We start from the raw sequence: 21,877 nt of genomic DNA on the forward strand, positions 1-21,877 counted from the left end.
TCACCTCTTGATTTAGTTGCGGATTACCGTCGCGATTGCCTGTGCGGCTATACCTTCGCCACGACCGGTAAATCCCAGCCTTTCGGTGGTGGTCGCCTTCACCGATATGCTGTCGATGTCAACGCCTGCGAGGTCAGCGATCCGCGCTCTCATGGCCTCGCGGTGGGGGCCGATCTTGGGCGCTTCGCAGATTATCGTCAGGTCGATGTTGCCGATACGGTACCCTGCCTCGCCAACCAGCTTCGCGGCGTGTAGCAGGAACCTGTCACTGCTTGCGCCCTTCCATTGCGGATCGCTGGGAGGAAAATGATCGCCGATATCGCCCCGTGCCACGGCGCCGAGGAGTGCATCGACAATTGTATGGAGGGCGACGTCTGCATCGCTGTGACCGGACAGGCCCTTTTCGTAGTCGATACGGATACCACCGAGCCATAGCTCTTCCCCTTGCACCAAGCGATGCACATCGAAACCCATGCCGGTTCTAACGTCGAGGGATGGGGTCACGAAATCCTCCGCAAATGTCAGCTTCTTCAATCGCTCGTCACCCTCGACCAGAGCCACGGCTCCTCCGCTTGCGCGAAGGACCTGCGCATCGTCGCCCGCATCGCGCGCGCCAGGCCAGTCCCTGTGGGCATCCAGGATTGCAGCGAAGCGGAAGGCCTGCGGGGTCTGTACCCGCCGCAAGACATCCCTATCGGCCGATCCGGACATCAAGCCTTCGGTATCGATGGCAAGGCTGTCGACGACAGGCAGGGTCGGGATCGCGCCTTCGTGAGTTTCCAACGCTTCCAGCAGGCCAGCGATCACTGCACGTGGGACGTCCGGGCGCGCGGCATCGTGGATGAGGACGTTATCGGCAGTCCCAATGGCTTCCAGCGCTCTGGCGACCGATTCCTGCCGGGTGCTGCCTCCTTCGACCCGCAAGACTTCCAGTCCGGCCAAAGCCTCCCTTGCAAGCGCTTCACCGCCAGGCGGAATTGCTACGACCACTTGGCTGGCACCCTCGGCGAGGAAAGCCTCGACCGAATGGCGCACGACCGGCTTGCCGCGCCACATCGCAAACTGCTTAGGCAGAGGCTGGCCGGCACGAATGCCCTTGCCGGCAGCCACGACGATTGCTGCGAAGGCGGGGAGGGGGGGATGGTTTGCCATCGCCTTGCCCGCTAGCCGCTTGCCGTTTTCGCTGCAACGCACTATGTGCCTGCCCAATTATTAGGCACACGCGAAAATCATGAGCGCCCATCCCCAACCGCCCGTAGCACCCAGGCCGATCGACATCGGCAACGTCCGGATCGATACGCCCGTCGTTCTGGCCCCGATGACGGGTGTCACCGACCTGCCCTTCCGCAAGATGGTGCGGCGGTATGGTTCGGGCCTCAACGTGACCGAAATGATCGCGAGCGAAGCGGCGATCCGCGAGACACGGCAATCTGTCCAGAAAGCTGCATGGGATCCGACCGAAGAGCCTGTTTCGATGCAGCTGGTGGGCTGTGATCCGGGCAGCATGGCCGAGGCAGCCAAGCTCCAGGAAGGCAATGGCGCCGAGATTATCGACATCAACTTCGGCTGTCCAGTCCGCAAGGTCGTGGGGCAACTCGCCGGTTCGGCTCTCATGCGTGAAGTCGGACTTGCGACAAAATTGATGGAGGCCACCGTCAAGGCGGTGAACGTGCCCGTGACCGTGAAGATGCGCATGGGTTGGGATCACAGCGATCTCAACGCGCCGGAGCTGGCCCACATCGCCGAGGACCTCGGCGTGAAGATGGTCACCGTCCACGGTCGCACGCGCAATCAGATGTACAAGGGAAGTGCGGACTGGGCCTTCGTGCGCAAGGTCAAGGATGCGGTCTCCATTCCCGTCATCGTGAATGGCGACATCTGCACGGTCGACGATGCCGCCAATGCCCTCGACCAGTCAGGTGCCGACGGATTGATGATCGGCCGCGGCGCTTATGGAAAGCCATGGCTGCTATCGCAGGTCATGCACTGGTGGCGCACCGGCGAGACGCTGGAGAGCCCATCCTTCGATGAGCAGTATGAAGTCGTGGTCGAGCATTACAGGGATATGCTCGAGCTCTACGGTGAAGACGTGGGCGTGAAGATCGCGCGCAAGCACCTTGGCTGGTATACGAAGGGGATGCATGGCTCTGCGGAGTTTCGTAATCGCGTGAACTTCATCGACCAAGCCCCTGTCGTTCTTGACGAACTCGAGCGATTCTACGAACCGTTTCTTAAACGGCGAGCAGCGTGAGCGACGCGCCGTCGGCGTCGGTGCAGCTTGCAGGAATGGTCTTTGCCGTCCTGCTGGTCGATCCCGAAGGCTACGTGCACGAAGCCAATCCGCCCGCCGAGGAATTGCTCGGCAGGAGCGCGCGGCGAATTGTTGGTTGCAAGCTCCTCGATCTGATGAGCATCACACCTGACCGTGTCGAACAATCGCTCCTCGAGACTGATACGCAGCTTATCGCGCGCGGGCTGACAGTCTCCGCCGCCGGACGCGATCATCAGGTAAACCTCAGCTGTTCGCCGCTTCATGCGCACCCGGGATGGCGGGTCATCACCGTGTCCGAGGCAGGACAGGGCGGAAACGAGAACGAAGACGAGGACCGCACCGAACTACGCGCGCCCGCAGTCCTAGCTCACGAAATCAAGAACCCCCTTTCGGCCATCCGCGGAGCGAGCCAGCTATTGGCGAAGCGCGCCAGCGAGCGGGACAAGCCGCTTGCCACGATGATCGAAGGCGAGGTTGCGCGCATAGCCAATCTGATCGACCGGATGCAGCAGTTGGGCAGTTCCAACCCGGTCGAAACCGGCCCCTGCAATCTACACGAAGCAATTCGCGGGGCGATGGCCACGGTGAGGGCAGGCCGCGAAAACGCCTGCGAACTGGTCGAAGAATTCGATCCTTCCCTGCCGCAGGTCGAGGCCGATCGCGGCGCGCTTGAACAGGTATTGATCAACCTGCTCGCCAATGCCTGCGATGCCAGCGTCGGGGTGGAGGATGCGCGCGTCGTGGTGCGTACACGCTTTGTGAGCGGGCTGGTTTTTTCCGCAATCCGGCTGGGTAAGCCTGTTCGCTTGCCGGTCGAGATAACCGTAACCGACATGGGGCGGGGCGTGCCGCCCGAATTGCGAGAGCAGATTTTCGAACCGTTCGTATCGGGCAAATCACAGGGGCAGGGCCTCGGGCTTGCTCTGGTGCGAAAGCTCTTGCGCGACATGGGAGGAAGGGTCGCCCACGAACGGGATGAGCGCGCAGGCCTCACCCATTTCCGCATAAACCTGCCCGTTGCGCAGAAGGAAAACTGATCGATGACGAACCGCGTTCTCCTTGTCGAAGACGATCGCGCAATCGCCACGGTCATTACCGAAGCGTTGCGCGATGAAGGCTTCGACGTCACGGCGTGCAGCACCGTAAGCAAGCGCGACGCCTTGCTCGCAGATCACAGCTTTGACGTCATGCTCACTGACGTCATGCTGGAAGATGGCGATGGCCTGGCGTCTATTGCAGATGTCCATGAAGCCGCGCCCGATATGCCGGTCATCGTGCTTTCCGCCCAGAATACGCTCGATACCGCCGTAAGGGCGAGCGACAGCCGCGCGTTCGAGTATTTCCCCAAGCCTTTCGACCTCGACGAACTGACCCACGCCGTCCGTCAGGCCACGAAGCGATCTGCACAAAGCGCGGACAGTCTCGAGGGCGAGGGGGAGGGCTCGCTACCGCTCATCGGGCGAAGCAAGGCGATGCAGGACGTCTACCGGATGATCACGCGCGTCCTGCGCAACGACCTCTCGGTCCTCGTCACCGGTGAGAGCGGGACCGGAAAGGAGCTGGTTGCAGAGGCGATCCATGAACTGGGTTCGCGCCGCACCGGTCCCTTCATCGCGGTGAACATGGCCGCGATCCCGCATGACCTTCTGGAAAGCGAGTTGTTCGGGCACGAGCGTGGTGCGTTCACAGGGGCAGTATCCCAGCAGATCGGCAAGTTCGAGCAGGCGAACGGCGGCACGCTTTTCCTCGACGAAATCGGGGATATGCCTGCCGAAGCGCAGACCCGGCTGCTGAGGGCGCTGCAATCCGGCAAGATTCGCCGCGTCGGGGGACGTCAGGAAATCGGTGTCGACGTGCGGATCATCGCTGCGACGAACAAGGACCTCGGTCCGATGATCGCCAGCGGCTCGTTCCGCGAGGATCTCTACTATCGCCTCAACGTGGTGCCGATCCATCTTCCCCCCTTGCGCGAACGGCGCGAAGACGTCGGAGCGCTGGTAAAGCACTTTCTAGGGCAGGCGGTTGCGGAAGGCTTGCCAAACCACGGCATCTCCGATGGTGCGATCAAGCGGCTGGAAGCCCAGCGGTGGAAGGGTAACGTACGCGAATTGCGCAATGTCGTGTTTCGCCTCGCGCTGACCGCACGCGAAGACGTAATCGACGCGGAAACGGTCGACGATGCTCTCCCTGCAATCGAGGAAACAGCGCGAGGCGCAGGAACGCCTTTCGAGACCGCGTTACAGATGTGGTTGTCGGCGCACGCCAGCGCACCCGGCGCGCTGTATCACAGTGCGCTTGCCGCATTCGAAAAGCCCCTGTTCGAGCATGCGTTGCAGCAAACCGAAGGCAACCAGCTGCGGGCTGCACGGCTACTGGGCATAAATCGCAACACCCTTCGGAAACGGTTAAGCGACCTCGAAATAGAGCCCGAGCGCTACGTCCGACGACGTTGATGTTCATTTCGTCGTTTTTGGCCTTGCATATTTGCAACATAGGTGTCGTAAACTAGCCACGATGGCGACTATGGCCGGTTCTTCCCAGAAGCGCACTCCGCGTTGGTGGCGGCGATTTGTCGTCGCCTCACGCCGCGCGAACCTGATTTCCCTGGTCGAAATTTTGGCCGTGGCGATCTTTGCCATCATGGTTGCGACCACCTGGGCCGCCTTTACCCGCGCCCCACCGACCGGCGAACTTCTGCCGAGCAGGCAGGTTGCAGTCCTGTTGATCGGCACCCTCATCCCGGCAATGGCTCTGCTCGTCCTCGCCGGGCGACGACTGGCGCTGAGAAGAGCGGCCGGTAGCACGGCGCGCCTGCACGTACGCCTCGTCTTCTTCTTCTCGATGATTGCGGCGGTGCCAACGCTTCTCGTGTCGGCATTCGCTGCGGTGTTGTTCCAGTCCGGCGTCGACTTCTGGTTCTCCGACAATTCGCGCGGACTGATGGAGAACGCGAACCAGCTTGCGGAGGTCTATTACGAGGACAACCAGCTCGACCTCGGGCAGGAAACCATCTCCATGGCGATGGATATGCGCTCCATCCTGCAGCAGGTTTCGATTACCGATCCCGATTTCCAGCTGGCTTATCGTTACCAGGCGGAGCCGCGTGACGTCATCGAGAGCGCGATCATGCAAGCCATGCCCGACGGGACCTCGCGCGTTGCCGTGGTCTATGGCATCAACCAGGCAAGCGATCCTGTGAGCTTCACCGAAGAGAGCCTGCGGGCGCTTCGTGGGGGCGAGCCGGTGGCGATCAAGGGCAGTCCGGAGCGTATTGAGGCGCTTGCGCCCATCGATCGGACGGCTGGTATTTATCTCTACACGGCGCGCAATGCAGAGGCGGCAAGTTTCCGAAGCTGGGAAAGCGCGCGTTCCATTTCGACAGCCTACGAGGAGCTCACCAAGCGGGCGAGGGCACTTCAATTGCGATTCAACCTCGCGCTGTTCTTCGTCAGCCTAGCGCTCGTAGGACTGGCAGTGTGGTTCGCCTTGCGCTTCGCGGACCGGCAAGTCGAGCCGCTGACCGACCTTGTCGGTGCGGCTCGCAAGGTCGGTGCGGGTAACTTCGCCCTGCGCGTTGAAGGCCGTACAGGAGCCGATGAAATTGGCCTCCTCTACCGCGCTTTCAATCGGATGACCGCCCAAATCGAGAAGCAGACCGATGCGCTTGTCGGCGCGAATGAGGAACTGGAGGACCGGCGGAGTTTCATCGAGGCGGTGCTGGAGTCGGTCAGCGCCGGCGTCATTACCATCGACGGCAAGCGCCGCGTCCTGCTCATGAATGCGCCGGCCCAGAACATGTTGCTCGAGGGCGGGGAGGGCAGCGATCATCCCGAAACGCTCGACGCCATGGTCCCGCAGATCGCGGTCCTCGTCGAAGCAGGCCTCGATCGAGGCGTGGTCAGTCATTCGCGCCACGGCGAATTGATGACGCTTGCTGTCCGCCTCGTTCCGGAAGGCGACGGGCACGTCATCACCTTTGAAGATATCACGCGTCAGTTGCTCGATCAGCGCCAGGCAGCCTGGTCGGATGTTGCGCGCCGGATTGCCCACGAAATCAAGAACCCGCTGACCCCAATCCAGCTGGCAACAGAGAGGCTCAAGCGCCGCTATCGCAAGCAGATCGAGCAGGATGGCGAGCTGTTTGACGAATTGACCAATACGATCGTCCGCCAGGTTGGCGAGCTGCGCACGATGGTGGATGAATTCTCGAGCTTTGCGCGGCTTCCGAAACCGGTTTTCCGGCAAGAAGATGCCCTCGATCTCATTCGTCAGTCCATGTTTCTTCAGGAGGTCGCAAACCCCCAGGTCAACTATGGCCTGACAACCGAAATCGACGGACCCTTGATGATCGAGGCTGATCGACACCAGCTTGGTCAGGCGGTCACGAATATCCTAAAGAATGCTGCTGAGGCCATCGAGGCCCGCGCGGCGAACGCGGAACCTGACTATCGAGGCCGGATCGGCGTCGAAGTGGCAGAAGACCCCAAGTTCATTGTCATTGCGATCAGCGACAACGGGATCGGCCTGCCGCAGGACCGGGAACGGATTGTCGAACCCTATGTCACAACCCGAGAAAAGGGCACTGGCCTCGGTCTCGCGATCGTCAACAAGATCGTCGAAGAGCATGGCGGCGAAATGAATTTCTCTTCGATCGAAGAAGGCGGAACCCGGGTCACACTTAAGATTGCGCGGGACCCGCACCGCGGCCCGGGCATGGGCGAAGAGCGTCCCAATACCGAGAAAGCAGGAAGATAAGATGGCACTCGACATCCTCATCGTCGACGACGAACGCGATATTCGGGAGCTCGTGGCCGGCGTCTTGAGCGACGAAGGCTACGAATGTCGCACCGCGGCCGACAGCACGTCGGCACTTGCCGCGGTCGATGAAAAGCGGCCCAGCTTGGTCCTGCTCGACGTCTGGCTTCACGGCAGCCAGATGGATGGCCTCGAAGTGCTTGATGCCATCAAGGTCCGCGAGCCGGAATTGCCGGTTATCATCTTCTCCGGTCACGGCAATATCGATACCGCTGTTTCTGCCGTCAGCCGCGGCGCCATGGACTTTATCGAGAAGCCTTTCGAGGCAGAACGCCTGCTCCACCTGGTTGAGCGTGCAACCGAGACAGAACGTCTCCGGCGCGAAAATTCACGCCTTCGGGAAGGAATGGGCGAGGGGGGTGAGTTCACAGGCAATTCCGCTGCAATCAATGCAGTTAGGGCGACGCTGAAGAGAGTGGCAAATACCGGCAGTCGGGTCCTTATCAGCGGTCCTGCCGGTTCGGGCAAGGAAGTCGCCGCTAGGCTGTTGCACAGCTGGTCCACCCGCGCAGACAAGCCGTTCATCGTGGTCAATTCCGCCCGCATTACGCCGGAACGTTTTGAAGAAGAGCTCTTCGGGGAGGAAGCCGAAGGCAAACTCGTGCGGCCGGGCCTCCTGGAGACAGCTGATGGCGGCACGCTTTATCTCGACGAAGTGGCAGACATGCCGCTTTCAACGCAGGCTCGGATCCTGCGGGTCCTCACCGACCAGAGCTTTGTTCGCGTCGGCGGGACTCGCCAGATCGGGGTCGATGTGAGGGTCGTCTCTTCCACCGCTCGCGATCTGGAAGCAGAAATGTCGGAGAAGCGCTTCCGCGAAGATCTCTTCTACCGGCTAAACGTCGTCCCGGTCGAGGTTCCGTCGCTCTCGGAAAGGCGTGACGACATTCCCTCGTTGGCGGAGCATTTCTTTGCGCGCTATGCGATCGAACAAGGCATCAGGCCGCCGGAAATAAGCGAAGAAGCAATGGCAGCGCTCCAGGCTTACGATTGGCCAGGCAACGTCCGCCAGCTTCGCAATGTCGTGGAACGGACGATAATCCTGACCCCGCGTGAAAATTTGGATACAGTCGAAGCGGACATGCTTTCGGAAGAAGTGACGGGCGGTAAACTCGGCGAAAGCGGCGGTATGGCCCAGCTAATGGGCGCTCCGCTCCGAGAGGCACGAGAAAGCTTCGAACGCGAGTACCTTGCCATCCAGATCCGCAGGTTCTCCGGCAACATCTCGAAAACCGCGAGCTTCATCGGGATGGAGCGTTCGGCATTGCACCGCAAGCTCAAGCTCCTCGGCATGGCGGAACGCCGAAACAACGAACGCAAATAGGTCCGCCCACAACCTGCCCTTTTGCGACAGTAGAATAATCCTGTTGCCCAAAAAGCGCGGAAACGTCACATTGCCCCTGGTTGCGGGACTCGTTGCCCGAACCCCGGACGCCGTAAGAGCGTCCAGATTGCGACTGCCGATGCAGGCGCCAAAAAGAAGGAGCGATGATTATGGCCGGCGAACGCACCCTATCTGCGCGACCACGTGCAGCCCAGGAACCGCTAGGCAAGGGCAAGGCCCCGAGCTTGCAGGACGCATTTCTCAACTTGCTGCGCAAGAACAAGGCCCCGGTGACGGTATTCCTCGTGAAGGGCGTCAAGCTGCAGGGTATTGTCACATGGTTCGACAATTTCTCGATCCTGCTGCGCCGGGATGGACAGTCCCAGCTTGTCTATAAGCACGCAGTCAGCACGATCATGCCCGGGCAACCGGTAGATGCTGAACAATTCGCCAGTCAGGGATCGGGCGCAAAGCAGCGTTTGTTGCAGGACGTCTTTCTCAGCCGCGTTAGCGAGGCAGAGGCGCAGGTGACGATGTTCCTCGTGAACGGCGTCATGTTGCAGGGCAAGATCGCCGCCTACGATCTTTTTTGCATGATGCTGGAACGCGATGGCTACGTGCAGCTTGCATACAAACACGCCGTATCCACTATTCAGCCCGCTACCCCGGTCGATCTGTCCGAGGATTGGGACGAGGACGAACACTGAGCTTCGATGACGATCTGATGGGCGAAGTCTCGCGCGGTGCGCGGGCTCTCGTCGTGTGCCCCGACATCCGGGGTATGGCCTATGACCTCGATGCGGAAAGTCGTCTCGAAGAAGCGGAAGGCCTCGCCCTTGCCATCGGCATAGTCGTGGCTGACAGTTTCGTGCTGCCCGTCCGCGACGTGAAGCCAAACCTCCTGTTCGGGTCGGGGCAGGTGGAAAACATCCGCATCGCTTGCGAACAGAACGAGGCGGAACTTGTGGTCGTGGACGGTGCGCTCAGCCCGATCCAGCAGCGCAATCTCGAAGACAAGCTGGCGCGCAAGGTCATCGACCGAACGGGACTGATCCTCGAGATCTTCGGCGAACGTGCGGCCACGGCCGAAGGGCGCCTGCAGGTCGAACTCGCCCATCTTGATTACCAGCAAAGCCGCCTGGTGCGCAGCTGGACCCACCTCGAACGCCAGCGCGGCGGCTTCGGCTTCCTTGGCGGTCCTGGTGAGACGCAGATCGAGGCCGACAGGCGAATGATCCGCCAGCGCATGGCGCGTCTGCGCAAGGAACTGGAGCAAGTCCGCAAGACGCGCGGCCTGCACCGCGAGCGGCGTGAGCGTGCTCCGTGGCCGGTCGTCGCATTGGTTGGCTACACCAATGCGGGCAAATCAACGCTCTTCAACCGGCTGACCGGCGCCGAGGTCATGGCCGAGGACCTCCTGTTCGCAACTTTGGACCCGACAATGCGGGCGATCGCGCTTCCGGGGGTCGAGAAGGCTATATTGTCCGACACGGTCGGCTTCATTTCGGACCTGCCGACGCAGCTCGTGGCAGCATTCAGGGCGACCTTGGAAGAGGTGACCGCAGCGGACCTGATCTGCCATGTGCGCGATATATCGAACCCTTCGGCGGACGCGCAAAAAGCGCAGGTTCTCAACGTTTTGCGCGACCTTGATGTGATCAGTTCGGAGGACGGAACCGAAGCGATCCCGATCCTGGAAGTGTGGAACAAGTGGGATTTGCTCGACGAAGGGACGGCCGAAGAACTGGGCGGGCTCGCCCAAGCTTCCGATGACGTGGTCGCCCTATCGGCGCTGAGCGGGGAAGGGGTGCCCCAATTCCTCGAGCGGGTGGGGGAAATCCTGACGTCCCAGGCCACGGTACGCCAGTTCGAATTACCGGCCAGCGACGGACGCCGGATCGCCTGGCTTCATGCTCACGGCGACATTTTGGAGGAAGAGGCTCTGGAGGAGGGCGCCAAGGGTCCCATGAGGCGCTTCACGGTCAGGCTCAATCCCAAGGAATTGGGCCAGTTCGAAAGCCTCTGATCAGGATTTTTCGGCGCGCTTGACCGCCTGCCACAGTTCTTCTTGTGCTTCGAGAGAACGCGTGTCGAAATCTCCGCCGGCCAAGTCTTCCATCGCCCTGAACCGCCGTTCGAACTTGGCATTTGCGGCACGCAAGGCCTGTTCCGCATCGATGCCGTAAGCGCGCACGAGATTTACAGCGGCGAATAGTAAATCGCCGGCTTCTTCTTCGCGTTCTTCGGGTGAAGCTTTGCTTAGCTCCTCGATTTCTTCGAGTACCTTTGCGCGCGGACCTTCGGCGTCCGGCCAGTCAAAGCCATGACGAGCCGCACGCTTTTGAAGCTTCTGCGAGCGCATCAGCGCCGGCAGTGCCTTCGCGACACCGTCCATGGCGCTGTCCGATCCTGCCTCGCTGCGTTCCGCAGCCTTGAGATCTTCCCATCGGGTCTCTTCCATGACGCCGCCTTCGTTCCCGAAGATGTGGGGGTGACGACGCTCCATCTTGTCCGAGATCGTCTCGACGACCGCTCCGAAATCGAAATGATCTTCGTCGGAGGCTATCTGAGCGTGAAAGACGACCTGGAAAAGAAGGTCGCCAAGTTCACCTTTGAGATCCTCATAGTCTTTGCGCTCGATCGCATCGGCAACCTCATAGGCTTCCTCGATCGTGTATGGTGCGATGGTTTCGAAACGTTGGGCCGTATCCCATTCGCAGCCGCGCTCCGGGTCACGCAGACGTTTCATGATCGTCAGGAGGCGGTCTATATTTTGGGTCATAATGTCTACCGGAGTGGGGATAAGCTCTGCATTGAGATGCTGCAGCGAAGGATGCCTATGTTAGTGTGATAATATATATTATGTTAAATACAGGCATAGGCCGAAGCGCCATCGAAGTCTCAGTCCATCCCCGTCAACCAGCTCACCAAGATGTAAGCTCCGAGGATAATACCAACCCAGATCGCAGCAATCTTGACCATCTTGCTCCCGGTCATGCCGTCGCGGCGCATTCCGGTTAAGTATGCGATTGCCAATGCGCCCATCAATGCAGCCCAGACCCAGCCACCGCCGCTCATAATCCGATCTCCAATCCATCATAGCCGACAATGAAGCCTTTCGGCACCTCTGCTTCGAGCGCTGCATAATCCATGCTCTTGTCGAGATGCGTCAACACCGCGCGCTTGGCCTTGCAGCGGCGCGCAAAATCTATGGCCATCTCCAGATGCGCATGTGTGGGATGCGGACGCCTTCGAAGGCAATCGACCACGAGGAGGTCCGTGCCCTTGAAGCACGAAACCATTCCTTTCGTAATCTCGCTGAAGTCTGTCGCATAACCGATTGATTTACCGTCCGCTTCGAACCGAAACCCGGTGCTGGTAACCGGCCCGTGCGGCATCTCGACATATCCGAAATCGAAGCCTGCGACCAAGCGAACCTGGCCGACTTCCTGCAGGTCCATGAGGGTCGGATAGCCGAACTGTCCTTCGAATACGTAATCGAAACGCTTGCGCAGACGGTCGCAGGTAACCTTGCTTGCGTATCCCGGAAGAGGATTGGTGCGATCGTATCGCATCACCCTGAGATCATCGATCCCGTGACAATGATCCGCATGATCATGCGTCCAGAAGACAGCGTCGACCTTGGCAACGTTGTTTGCCAAGAGCTGCGCTCGCAAGTCGGTCGACGTATCGATCAGCACGCGTTTTCCCGCGTTGTTCTCGACGATGATCGAGACCCGCGTGCGGCGATTGCGGGGATTTCCGGGGTCGCAACCTCCCCAGTCGTTCCCGATGCGAGGCACGCCGGTCGACGTACCGGAGCCAAGCATCAAGAGTTTCATGCGGCCGCCTTGGAAAACAAACGGTAGAAATTTTCGGTCGTGTAGGTGCCAAGTTCCTCAAGCGATTCACCGCGTAATTCGGCGATGAAACTTGCCGTGTCACGCACATACCCTGGCTCGCACGGTTTCCCGCGATGCGGCACTGGTGCGAGAAATGGGCTATCCGTTTCAACGAGAAGGCGCCCGGAAGGAACTGCCTTCGCAACCTCCTGCAAATCCTTGGCATTCTTGAAGGTCACGATCCCGGATATCGAAATGGAAAGACCGAGCTTCAGGACCGCCTCACCGAATGCGGCCGATGCCGTGAAGCAATGGATGAGCGCAGGGAACGCCCCCTTCTCCATCTCGTTGGTCAGGATCGAGAGCGTATCGTCTTCGGCGTCGCGCGTGTGAATGATGACCGGCAAACCGGTCTCGCGCGCAACGTCGATATGAATGCGGAAAAGCCGCTGCTGCTCTTCGCGATCCGAGTGATCGTAATAGTAGTCGAGACCGGTTTCACCCAGCCCGATTACCCTTGGGTGGCTGGCCGCTTTGAGCAATTCCTCGCGGGTCAGATCGGGATGCTCATCGGCATTGTGCGGATGGATGCCGACGCTGGCCCACACATCGCTTTGCGCGGTCGCGGTCCCGATGACCTGGTCCCACTCGTCCCGCTTGGTGGAAATGTTGAGAAAGGCCCCTACCCCAGCGTTCCGGGCACGATCGAGAACGTCCGCCTGATTTTCGACGAGGCCGTCGTATTCGAGGTGGCAATGGCTGTCGACGAGCATCAGGACGCCGTTTCCGCTTCGGGCAGTTCGAGCCGCGGGAATGCGGGCACCGGCTTCTCGATCGTGTGCCCCGAGGCGACGAGGGCCGGGAACCAGCCCTCGTCCGCGAGATCGCCGTAGGTTCGCCGGTCTGCCGCGACGCCCAGCTGGTCGAGGACCGCGGCGGCTTTGGTCGGGACCACGGGCTGGATTGCGATTCCAAGGTCGCGAATTGCAATGAAGAGGGTCTGCAGGACAGCCTGCATCCGGTCCGGATCGGATTTCTTCAATGCCCAGGGCGCCTGCTCGTCAACATAGGCGTTGCAGGCGAAAACTGCCTTCAGCCAGGCTTCGATGCCGACGCTGAAATTCAGTGCCTCGAACTCCTGGGGGAGAACCTCGCGGCAGGCATTCTGGACTGTGCCCAGCAACGCCTTGTCATCGCCATTGGCTTCGAAGTCTGTCAGCTTCCCGTCCATGTTCTTGTGGATCATCGAAAGCGTGCGCTGCGCGAGGTTGCCGAAGCTGTTCGCGAGCTCCGCATTCACTTTGTTTACAAGCGCTTCTGCGGAGTAGCTGCCATCCTTGCCGAATACGACCTCGGCCATCAGGAAGTAGCGCAGGGAATCCACACCGAACAGGTCGACCAGCTCGTTCGGGTCGGTGACATTACCGGCGGACTTCGATTCCTTGACGCCTCGGTTGAGCAGGAAGCCGTGGCCAAAAACGTGCTGCGGCACGGGGATGTCGGCGCTCATCAGGAAGGCGGGCCAGTAGATCGTGTGGAAACGCACGATGTCCTTGCCGATTAGGTGGAGGCTGGCGGGCCAGTACTTTTCCCAGGCTTCGCCGACATCAGGATATCCGACACCCGTGATGTAATTGGTCAGCGCGTCGACCCAAACGTACATCACGTGATTGTCGTGGCCCGGTACTTTCACGCCCCAATCGAAACTGGTGCGACTGACGGACAGGTCCTTGAGGCCGCCCTCTACGAAAGCGATCATCTCGTTGCGGCGGCTTGCGGGCTCCAAGAAACCCGGAGTTTTCAGCAGTTCAAGCAGCGGCTTGGCGTATTTCGATAGGCGGAAAAACCACGTCTCTTCTTCGGTCCATTCAACCGGAGTGCCTTGGGGAGACAGTTTTTCGCCCCCCTTCCCTTCGACGAGTTCCTTCTCGTCGTAATAGGCCTCGTCGCGGACCGAATACCAACCTTCGTAGCGGTCGAGATAGAGATCGCCCTTGGCCTCCATCGCCTGCCAGATGGCGCGACTGGCCTTATGATGATCCTCGTCGGTGGTCCGAATGAACCGGTCGTAGGTAATATCAAGCCGATCGAACAAGTCCCTGAAGGCACCCGACATTTCATCAGCTAACTCGCGCGGGGTCTTGCCAAGGTCGCGGGCCTTCTGGGCCATCTTGAGCCCGTGTTCATCTGTCCCGGTCTGGAACCGCACGTCCCGACCCATAAGGCGCTGGAAGCGAGCGATGACGTCTGCAGCGATTGTCTCGTAGGCATGGCCGATATGCGGCTTGCCGTTGGGATAGTGGATCGCGGTGGTAATATAGAAAGGATCAGCCATTGCGGCGCTCGCTAGCCGCCCCTGCTGCAGCGAGCAAGGTGCCGATTTCCATCGCAAGCAATCCGGGGTCGAAATTGTATGTCGGTTGCTCGCCGGTCAGGCGCACGAGTTCGCTATGTGTTTCCACCAGCTTGCGGGGATCGGCACCGGCATGGTCCACCCTTTCCGCCAGGATCGCGCGGGCGAGATCGAGGATGGCCTGCAGCCTCGGGATGTCCTGCTTGGCCCCGATGACGCCAGCCAGTTCGCCACGAAGCGCAAAATCCCTGTCTCCCTTGTCGATGATCGCCCGCATCAAGCGCGCAGCAGACCCGAGATCCCGTTCGACGAAGGACAGGGCGGCGCCGGGAGACCCGGCAGCGGCGTCGATGGAGGCATCTCTCGTTGCAATGTCGGCATCAGGGGCGAGCTCCCGGAGCAACGCGTCCATTTGCTCCTTGGAAAGCGTGGGAAAGCGCACGGTCCGGCAGCGAGAGCGAATGGTCGGCAAAAGACGCGCGGGACTATGCGCGACGAGCAGGAAGAACGTTCCTTCCGGCGGCTCTTCGAGGCTCTTCAAAAGAGCGTTCGATGCCCCGGTTTCCATATCGTCCGCAGGGTCGATTATAACGGCCCTTCGGCTTCCCATGGTGGGCCGCGTCGTCAAGCGTCGCTGGATCTCGCGAACCTGCTCCACCTTGATACCGCGGGCTAGGTCATAGGGTTTACCGTCGTCGCGCTTCTTTGCCTCTTCCTTGTTCTTCGGACCGTAGGTGAGCGTAAGGATGTCGGGATGGTCCCCGAAGCCTGGATCCACACCGACGAGTTCCCTCGCGGCAGCTTGGGCAAAACTGGCCTTGCCCAGCCCTTTCTTACCCGCCAGCAGCCAGGCGTGATGCATCCGCGCGCCGCCCAATGCCGATCGCCATTCGGCCCAGGCATCATCGTGACCGACGAGGCTCAAGGGCGCGCCTCCGGCAACATCGGAGAGAGGGCGGCAAGAACGCGCTGGTGCACTTCCTCCACGGTTCCCTCTCCGTCGATAATTCGGAAGCGGTCGGGCTCTTCGGACGCGAATGCTTCGAAGGCGGAATTCACAGCGAGGTGATAGCTGTCATCGCGACCGCCGATGGCATCCGTCTCGTCGCCGTCTCGCGCGCGCAGGCGCTCTTGCACGTGATCCGCCGAAGCACTGAGAACGATCGTAGCATCCGGCAGGAGACCATGACTTCCGATCGCATGAAGCTGGCGTACGGCAGCGTCACCCAGCTGCCCTGCCCTGCCCTGATATGCCCGGCTCGAATCCAGGTAGCGATCGCAAATGACCCATGACCCTTCCTGGATCGCCGGCCTGATCAGGCGTGCGACATGGTCCGAACGCGCGGCTGCGAACAATAGCGCTTCGGCTTCCGCTTCCCAGCCTTCCCCCGGCGGGTGGAGGAGCAGCTGACGAATAGCTTCCGCCCCCGGTGTTCCGCCTGGTTCGCGCGTGAGAACCGCCTTCAAGCCACGTCCTTCGAGGAACTTGGCCAGCAAGCGCGCCTGGGTCGACTTGCCCATGCCTTCGCCACCCTCGAATGAAATGAAGCGCCCCTTGGTCATCGCAGCCATCCGCGAAACCCGTTTGCCACCCGGTCAAGAAAGCCCGCTTCACCCACATCCGCTGCGGCGTGCAGTGGTATACGATATTCCGGCATACCTTCTGCCTGAATTAGAAGTTCGGCGACTTGCTCGTTTTCCGCAATCGGCGCGCGGAGCGGCCCGCGATAGCTGATGGTCACCTCGATCCTGGGATCGGCGCTGCCCGGAAGACTGACGTACACTCCACCCGGTGCGACGAGATCCACTGTACCGGCGTCGCCACCTTGAACCTGCGCTTCTCCGACGATTGCCCCCCTTCCCAGCAGCTGCTTTTGCTGAAATTCACGAAAACCCCATTCGAGTAGCTCTCGCGAAGCGCGGTCACGCACGGAGGAGCGGGGACTACCTGCTACCACCATGACAAGGCGCCGTCCGTTTCGCTCCGCCGAACCGAGAAATCCGTAGCCCGCCTGGTTGGTGAAGCCTGTCTTGATCCCGTCGGCACCGCGCACACCGCCCGAGATAGGATCGTGGTTGGGCTGAGTAATATCGTTGTAGGTATATTCGGTCCGCCCGACATAATGCCGGTACTTGGAGGGATGCCTGCCGATCATCGATGCAGCAAGTGTGCCCAGATCGCGCGCGGTCGTGAACGTCTTGCCGTTGTCCATCCAGCCATTAGGTGTCCCGAAGTGACTGTCGCGCATGCCGATTTCGCGCGCCTTCGCGTTCATTTCGGATACCCATGCATCGATCGAACCTGCTGCCCCGTGAGCCAAGGCCGCCGCGCCGTCGTTTGCAGAAACCGTCGTGACCCCATGGATAAGTTCGTCGACCGTCACGCGGGCACGGTTTGGCAAAAACATGGTGGAGCCCACGTTATTCCACTCATCCCATACTTCCGGGTCGACGGTGAAAACCTGCCGGGGCACCAGTCGCCCTTCCTCGATCCATTCGAAAGCGAGGAAGGTCGTCATGACCTTGGTAATAGACGCCGGCATAAATCGCCTGTCACCTTCCCGCGACAGCAGGACCTGCCCGCTCGTAAGGTCCAGCAAATAGGCGATCGGCGCATCCTCTGTCGCCGGAGGCTGGACACTCTCCACCTGGGCGGAAAGCGGTTGGGCGGCGAGAATGCTGGCGGTCGCATATGCGATCAAGCGGGTCGGTATCGGCAAACGTTTCCACGCCGGCTGCCCGGCGTTCCCAATGACTGTTCGAACTCGGCTACAGGTATAGCCAAACCCGCTACACTTGGCGAGTTGCCCTCCGACCTTTCCACCGGACTAATCCGGCCGAGAGATTCCACTAGCGAGCGATCTCGTCCGCCAGCAGACCAACGCTCATGGCGTAGTAGTTGGAGCAGTTGTATTCGAGGATCACGCGATAGTTCGAGGTGAGAAGCCAGGCAGGTGTGCCCGGACCGTCAGGCTGGAACAACGACACCATGGTGCCAGGTGCCAGCGGAATCTGCGGCTGAACTCCAAGCTCTCTCCATTCCTCGACGGTCTTGTACTGGCTGTGCCGCTCATGAACTCGCGAGCAGACAGGCGCTTCCAGCTTCGTGCGGTAGCGGTCGACATCGAAGCCAGACGGGACGTAGGCACTCACTCCCCATGGCTGGCCGGTCCGCCAGCCCGCATCGCGGAAATAATTCGCGATCGATGCCAACGCGTCCGCGCGGCTATTCATGATGTCGGCGCGCCCGTCGCCATTTCCGTCGGTGGCCAAACGAAGATAGACGCTTGGCAGGAATTGGGGATTACCGAACGCGCCTGCCCAACTGCCTTTTAGTTCCCTGCGCGAATATCCCTTGTCCGCCACCTTCATGAGCGCCACCCACTCACCTGCGAACAACTCGCGCCTGCGGCCTTCCCAAGCGAGCGTAGCCAGTGCCTGAGAAAGGTCGAAGCCGCCCTTCACTGCACCGTAGGCAGTTTCGTGACCCCAGATCGCGATCAGGACTTCCCCCGGGACACCGAACCTCTGCTCTAGGGCAACCAGCTCGGAACGGGCATTGGCGTAGTTGCGCCGCCCACCGGAAATCCGCGCGTCATCGACGTGGGTAGCAATATACGGTGCGAGCGGCGGATATCCCGAGCGCGTCGGTGACCCGGGCTGGGACCGATCGAGCTGGATAACGCGAGTATTGGGCTCGAGCCCTGCTGTCATCCGCTGCAGTGTCGCTTCGCTAACGCCCTCTGCCCTCGCCTGCGCGATCAGCAGCTGGAGATAGGCGTCGAAAGACATCTCCTGCGCCGCAGCAAGCGAAGCTGCGGAGCCAAGCAAGGCAGCGAACAAAAACGAGAAAACCGGGCGTCGTGTCATAGGCATAGCTTTGCAGTAGGACTGTGAACCTGAGATGTCATCCGTAACCCTACTATGGAAAACCATTGTCAGTTCCGGGATGACAAAGACACTTCGCAACGCTAGCGGGGATGGCGCGGCGGACAGGTGGCAGAGCGGTTGAATGCACCGGTCTTGAAAACCGGCAAGGGTGCAAGCCCTTCGTGGGTTCGAATCCCACCCTGTCCGCCAATTTCGATTGAAGGTGCCAAGATCGCACTTGTAACTATATTACCCAATCGATTAGCAATCTTTCTGTAGATTTCCGCCAAAATGCAGTTGACTTTGCACGAGAGTTGACTCGTTCATCCAATGAGTTAACTTCTTGTTAACCCTTTTGGCAGGCGAGTCGTTTTCGAACCTGCACAATCAGGGACCAAATAAAATTCATGGGCCGCCTTGCGATGCAGACTTCGGACGAATGTCCGGGTGCGTCGAAGGCCTCTATTTCGCCTTCCTCCCGTCTGCCAAGCACGACGTGCACCAATACACAGAGCGACCAGTAAAGGTCGCCTGGGGCCGCCTATCGCAACTCAAGGCTTTAGGGGATGAAGAATGGCTATCCTGGTAGATCAAGACGGCGACGGAAATTTCGACAAGGAACGCGATGACGATACCGTTACGCTTCCGGTCATCACCGATGACACTGCGGATGGGATCGATGACGTCGACCTTACGACAGCTGGATCGAAAGCGATTATCGACGGCGCAGTTTTCCTAGACGCAGTCAACATCGGCGCCGGAACCGGAAACTACAACACGTTCCTCGCCATCCAGGATGACAATGATGACGACAGCATCGAGGAGGGTTTCAATTCCAACGACACCAATCCTCTCGATGGTTCGAACGACGAGATCGACCAATCCAAGACCGAGACAATCCTACTTGGTTCGATCCCTGTTACATTCTTTGACGCTGATGGGGATGGAATCGAGGAAGCCTATTACGAATTCAGAGTCGACCTGAACGAATCCAATTCGGCCCCGGATACCCAAATTTCGCTCGACGAATTCGAGCTTTACGCATCCTCGGATAACTCCATCGAAGACCTAACGACGCTTCGTTCCGAAGAGTTGATCTACGATATGGACGCCAATGGTGAGGTTTCAGTCCTCCTGAGCGAAGCCAATTCATCGGGCTCCGGCAATGATGACTATTCAGTCCTGATCCCAGTCGAGAAATTCGGCGATGCCGACCCGGCTACCACGTATGTCTATCTGTATGTGAAGATGGGTGCTGCCGGGGAAGACTGGGGTGTCCAAGGCGGTTTCGAAGAATGGAACCTTCAGAACGCCGCGATCCTTCAAGGCACGAAGTTCGAAGACACGGACGGAGATGGCGTTCGGGATGTTGGCGAAGAAGGTTTGGGTGGCGTTTTCATCTACGCTGACCTCGACGAAGATGGCGAATTCGATTTCATCGACAATAATGGAAACGGCACCTTTGATGCCGGCACCGACACGGCCCTCGAGCAATGGGATATCACGAATGCGGATGGTACCTATTCGATGGGTGGGTTCGGTATCAACGACACGAGTTACACCGTTCAGATCCGGGAGATCGTGCCGGATGGCTATTTGCGGACCACGGGTGATTTCGAAACGGTATTGATCTCATCGCAAACCGACTCTGGCGAGATTATCCAGGTCGATCCGATCGGTAACAAGCCGCTCCAACCAAGCATCGATCTCGTCAAAGAAGTGCCCCAGATCATCGATGGCAGCGGATTGAATGGACTCGGCGGCGCAGATGATGCCGGCGATCAGGTAGTCTACCTTTTCACCGTCACGAACGATGGCGAACTTGACCTTACCGATGTCGAACTAACCGATCCGAATATCGATGCCGATTCCCTGGTCCGCCTCGATGATGTCATTGGAGACAATGACGATATTCTCGAGGTAGGTGAGAAATGGGCCTACACTGCGGTCCACACCGTTACGCAGGATGAACTCGACAGCAACGGCGACGACAGCCCGGACGGACCCGACGGCGACATCGACAATACTGCGACCGTCGTTGCGCAATCGTCCGCAGGTCAGGTTTCGGCATCGGACAATGAAGATGCTCCGCTGCTCCAGATTCCGGGCATCGAGGTGCTCAAAACCGTGTCATCCGTGGAAGATGGCGACGATTTCGGAGCGAGCGAACAGGTCGACAGCGAAGGTGATGTGATCAACTACAAGATCACCATCTCCAACGAAGGCAACTTCGCCCTTTCGGGCGTGACGATGGCCGATAAAGTCGAAGCCTACGCAACGGTAGATGCCACCCCTGTGGAAGATGGTGGCGGTTTCAACATCGGCGACCTCGATCAGGATGGCCTGCTCGATGTCAATGAGGTGTGGGAATACACCGCCAGCTATACCGTCACGCAGGACGACATTGATTCCAATGGGTTCGGTGACGGCACGATCGACAACGTTGCCACTGGTGACACTAACGAAACCCAGCCCGATACGGACGATGCTTCGGTTCCGGTAGTGCAAGTCCCCGTCCTTGGCATCGACAAGGTTGTGGTATCGGTGGATGCGGATGGCGACAACGTGCTGAACGCTGCCGGCGATGTCATCGAGTATTCGGTGACCGTCTCGAACGACGGCAACGTCACGCTGACCGGTGTGACCGTGACCGATCCGCTGACCGGTCTCAACCTGGCGCTGGCCGATGACGGCATCCTTGCCCCGGGCGAGAGCTATACCTTCACCGGTCTCACCTATGCGATCACGCAGGACGATCTCGACAGCAATGGTTCGGTCGAGGTCGGCAACCTTGCCACAGGCACGATCGACAACACCGCCACTGCCGACAGCGACCAGACCGGTCCGGTCAGCGATGACGAAGCGGTGCCGCTTGCCCTGACGCCTGCGATCCTGATCGAGAAGCTGGTCAAGAGCGTGAACAACGAAGACGGTACGCTCGACGAAGACGGCAAGATCGATACCGCCGGCGACACGATCACCTACACCATCACGGTCACCAATGACGGCAACGTCACCCTGACCGATGTCGATGTGAGCGACGTGTTCGAAGGCACCGACTTCGACACCTCGGGACTGGTCTATGTCGAGAGCGAGAACGCCGACGGCGAGCTCGAAGTCGGCGAGACCTGGACCTGGGAGTTCACGGTCGAGGCCACGCAGGATCTTATCGACGCCAACTGTTATCCCGGCGGCGACGAGCAGATCACCAACACTGCCAGCGTCACCGCCATGTTCGGCGCAGAACAGGTCTCTGCAGGACCCTCCACCGTCCACACAGGCATCGTGTGCGATCCCGTCCTTGGCATCGACAAGGTTGTGGTGTCGGTGGATGCGGATGGCGACAACGTGCTGAACGCTGCCGGCGATGTCATCGAGTATTCGGTGACCGTCTCGAACGA

The 21,877-nt window shown here is 59.9% G+C and carries 18 protein-coding genes and 1 tRNA gene; 9 read left to right on the forward strand and 10 right to left on the reverse strand.

Translation table 11 applies throughout. The features are described from left to right. Positions 1 to 12: 12 nt before the first annotated feature. The gene (locus GRI34_RS04610; RefSeq protein ID WP_160594938.1) at positions 13 to 1,152 is read right to left on the reverse strand and encodes a bifunctional 2-C-methyl-D-erythritol 4-phosphate cytidylyltransferase/2-C-methyl-D-erythritol 2,4-cyclodiphosphate synthase; all 1,140 of its coding nucleotides are present in this window, start codon (positions 1,150 to 1,152) and stop codon (positions 13 to 15) included. Positions 1,153 to 1,231: 79 nt separating this feature from the next. Here GRI34_RS04610 and dusB point away from each other — a divergent pair, with 79 nt between their 5' ends. The 7 genes from dusB to hflX all read left to right on the forward strand — a co-directional run bounded on the left by dusB (position 1,232) and on the right by hflX (position 10,437). Further along, the gene (dusB, locus tag GRI34_RS04615) at positions 1,232 to 2,251 is read left to right on the forward strand and encodes a tRNA dihydrouridine synthase DusB (RefSeq protein WP_160594939.1); all 1,020 of its coding nucleotides are present in this window, start codon (positions 1,232 to 1,234) and stop codon (positions 2,249 to 2,251) included. Beyond that, on the forward strand, positions 2,248 to 3,309 hold the full coding sequence (locus GRI34_RS04620; RefSeq protein WP_325065184.1) for a two-component system sensor histidine kinase NtrB: 1,062 nt from the start codon (positions 2,248 to 2,250) through the stop codon (positions 3,307 to 3,309). Before dusB ends, GRI34_RS04620 begins: the two co-directional genes overlap by 4 nt. Positions 3,310 to 3,312: 3 nt before the next feature. After that, positions 3,313 to 4,725 (forward strand): sigma-54-dependent transcriptional regulator, encoded by a 1,413-nt coding sequence (locus GRI34_RS04625; protein WP_160594940.1) that lies wholly within the window; start codon positions 3,313 to 3,315, stop codon positions 4,723 to 4,725. Positions 4,726 to 4,786: 61 nt separating this feature from the next. Then, the gene (locus GRI34_RS04630) at positions 4,787 to 7,027 is read left to right on the forward strand and encodes a sensor histidine kinase (protein WP_160594941.1); all 2,241 of its coding nucleotides are present in this window, start codon (positions 4,787 to 4,789) and stop codon (positions 7,025 to 7,027) included. Between the two features lies 1 nt (position 7,028). Then, positions 7,029 to 8,411 (forward strand): nitrogen assimilation response regulator NtrX, encoded by a 1,383-nt coding sequence (gene ntrX / locus GRI34_RS04635; RefSeq protein WP_160594942.1) that lies wholly within the window; start codon positions 7,029 to 7,031, stop codon positions 8,409 to 8,411. A 170-nt stretch (positions 8,412 to 8,581) separates the two neighbouring features. Next, positions 8,582 to 9,118 carry an RNA chaperone Hfq gene (gene hfq, locus GRI34_RS04640; RefSeq protein ID WP_160594943.1) on the forward strand — a complete coding sequence of 179 codons (537 nt, stop codon included), beginning with the start codon at positions 8,582 to 8,584 and terminating at the stop codon, positions 9,116 to 9,118. A 17-nt stretch (positions 9,119 to 9,135) separates the two neighbouring features. Continuing rightward, positions 9,136 to 10,437, forward strand: a complete 1,302-nt coding sequence (gene hflX / locus GRI34_RS04645; RefSeq protein ID WP_160594944.1) for a GTPase HflX — start codon at positions 9,136 to 9,138, stop codon at positions 10,435 to 10,437. On the opposite strand, the gene mazG is transcribed toward hflX, so the two are convergent. From mazG to GRI34_RS04690, 9 genes are all read right to left on the reverse strand, one after another. After that, the gene (gene mazG, locus GRI34_RS04650) at positions 10,438 to 11,193 is read right to left on the reverse strand and encodes a nucleoside triphosphate pyrophosphohydrolase (protein WP_160594945.1); all 756 of its coding nucleotides are present in this window, start codon (positions 11,191 to 11,193) and stop codon (positions 10,438 to 10,440) included. It abuts the gene before it with no gap. Positions 11,194 to 11,312: 119 nt separating this feature from the next. After that, complete coding sequence (locus GRI34_RS04655; RefSeq protein WP_160594946.1) at positions 11,313 to 11,489, reverse strand: hypothetical protein; 177 nt, start codon at positions 11,487 to 11,489, stop codon at positions 11,313 to 11,315. Beyond that, entirely contained in the window at positions 11,486 to 12,253 is a 768-nt protein-coding gene (locus GRI34_RS04660; RefSeq protein WP_160594947.1) for an MBL fold metallo-hydrolase, read from the reverse strand. Before GRI34_RS04660 ends, GRI34_RS04655 begins: the two co-directional genes overlap by 4 nt. Beyond that, positions 12,250 to 13,026 (reverse strand): TatD family hydrolase, encoded by a 777-nt coding sequence (locus GRI34_RS04665; protein ID WP_160594948.1) that lies wholly within the window; start codon positions 13,024 to 13,026, stop codon positions 12,250 to 12,252. Before GRI34_RS04665 ends, GRI34_RS04660 begins: the two co-directional genes overlap by 4 nt. Further along, complete coding sequence (gene metG, locus GRI34_RS04670; RefSeq protein WP_160594949.1) at positions 13,026 to 14,588, reverse strand: methionine--tRNA ligase; 1,563 nt, start codon at positions 14,586 to 14,588, stop codon at positions 13,026 to 13,028. Before metG ends, GRI34_RS04665 begins: the two co-directional genes overlap by 1 nt. Beyond that, positions 14,581 to 15,531 carry a DNA polymerase III subunit gene (locus tag GRI34_RS04675; protein WP_160594950.1) on the reverse strand — a complete coding sequence of 317 codons (951 nt, stop codon included), beginning with the start codon at positions 15,529 to 15,531 and terminating at the stop codon, positions 14,581 to 14,583. Before GRI34_RS04675 ends, metG begins: the two co-directional genes overlap by 8 nt. Further along, positions 15,528 to 16,169, reverse strand: a complete 642-nt coding sequence (tmk, locus tag GRI34_RS04680; protein ID WP_160594951.1) for a dTMP kinase — start codon at positions 16,167 to 16,169, stop codon at positions 15,528 to 15,530. The genes GRI34_RS04675 and tmk overlap by 4 nt, the downstream gene beginning before the upstream one ends. Then, complete coding sequence (locus GRI34_RS04685) at positions 16,166 to 17,308, reverse strand: D-alanyl-D-alanine carboxypeptidase family protein (RefSeq protein WP_234028145.1); 1,143 nt, start codon at positions 17,306 to 17,308, stop codon at positions 16,166 to 16,168. Before GRI34_RS04685 ends, tmk begins: the two co-directional genes overlap by 4 nt. Positions 17,309 to 17,456: 148 nt before the next feature. After that, a complete protein-coding gene (locus GRI34_RS04690; RefSeq protein WP_407692129.1) occupies positions 17,457 to 18,482 on the reverse strand; it encodes a lytic murein transglycosylase in 1,026 nt (341 codons plus the stop codon). A gap of 114 nt (positions 18,483 to 18,596) precedes the next feature. On the opposite strand from GRI34_RS04690, the gene GRI34_RS04695 reads away from it, so the two are divergent. Together GRI34_RS04695 and GRI34_RS04700 are read left to right on the forward strand one after the other, a co-directional pair. Beyond that, positions 18,597 to 18,686: transfer RNA gene (locus tag GRI34_RS04695), tRNA-Ser, on the forward strand. Between the two features lie 363 nt (positions 18,687 to 19,049). Then, a partial coding sequence (locus GRI34_RS04700; protein ID WP_160594953.1) for a DUF7507 domain-containing protein occupies positions 19,050 to 21,877 on the forward strand: 2,828 nt, incomplete at its 3' end.

Source organism: Qipengyuania aquimaris, from assembly GCF_009827445.1.
Taxonomy (GTDB): Bacteria; Pseudomonadota; Alphaproteobacteria; order Sphingomonadales; family Sphingomonadaceae; genus Qipengyuania; species Qipengyuania aquimaris.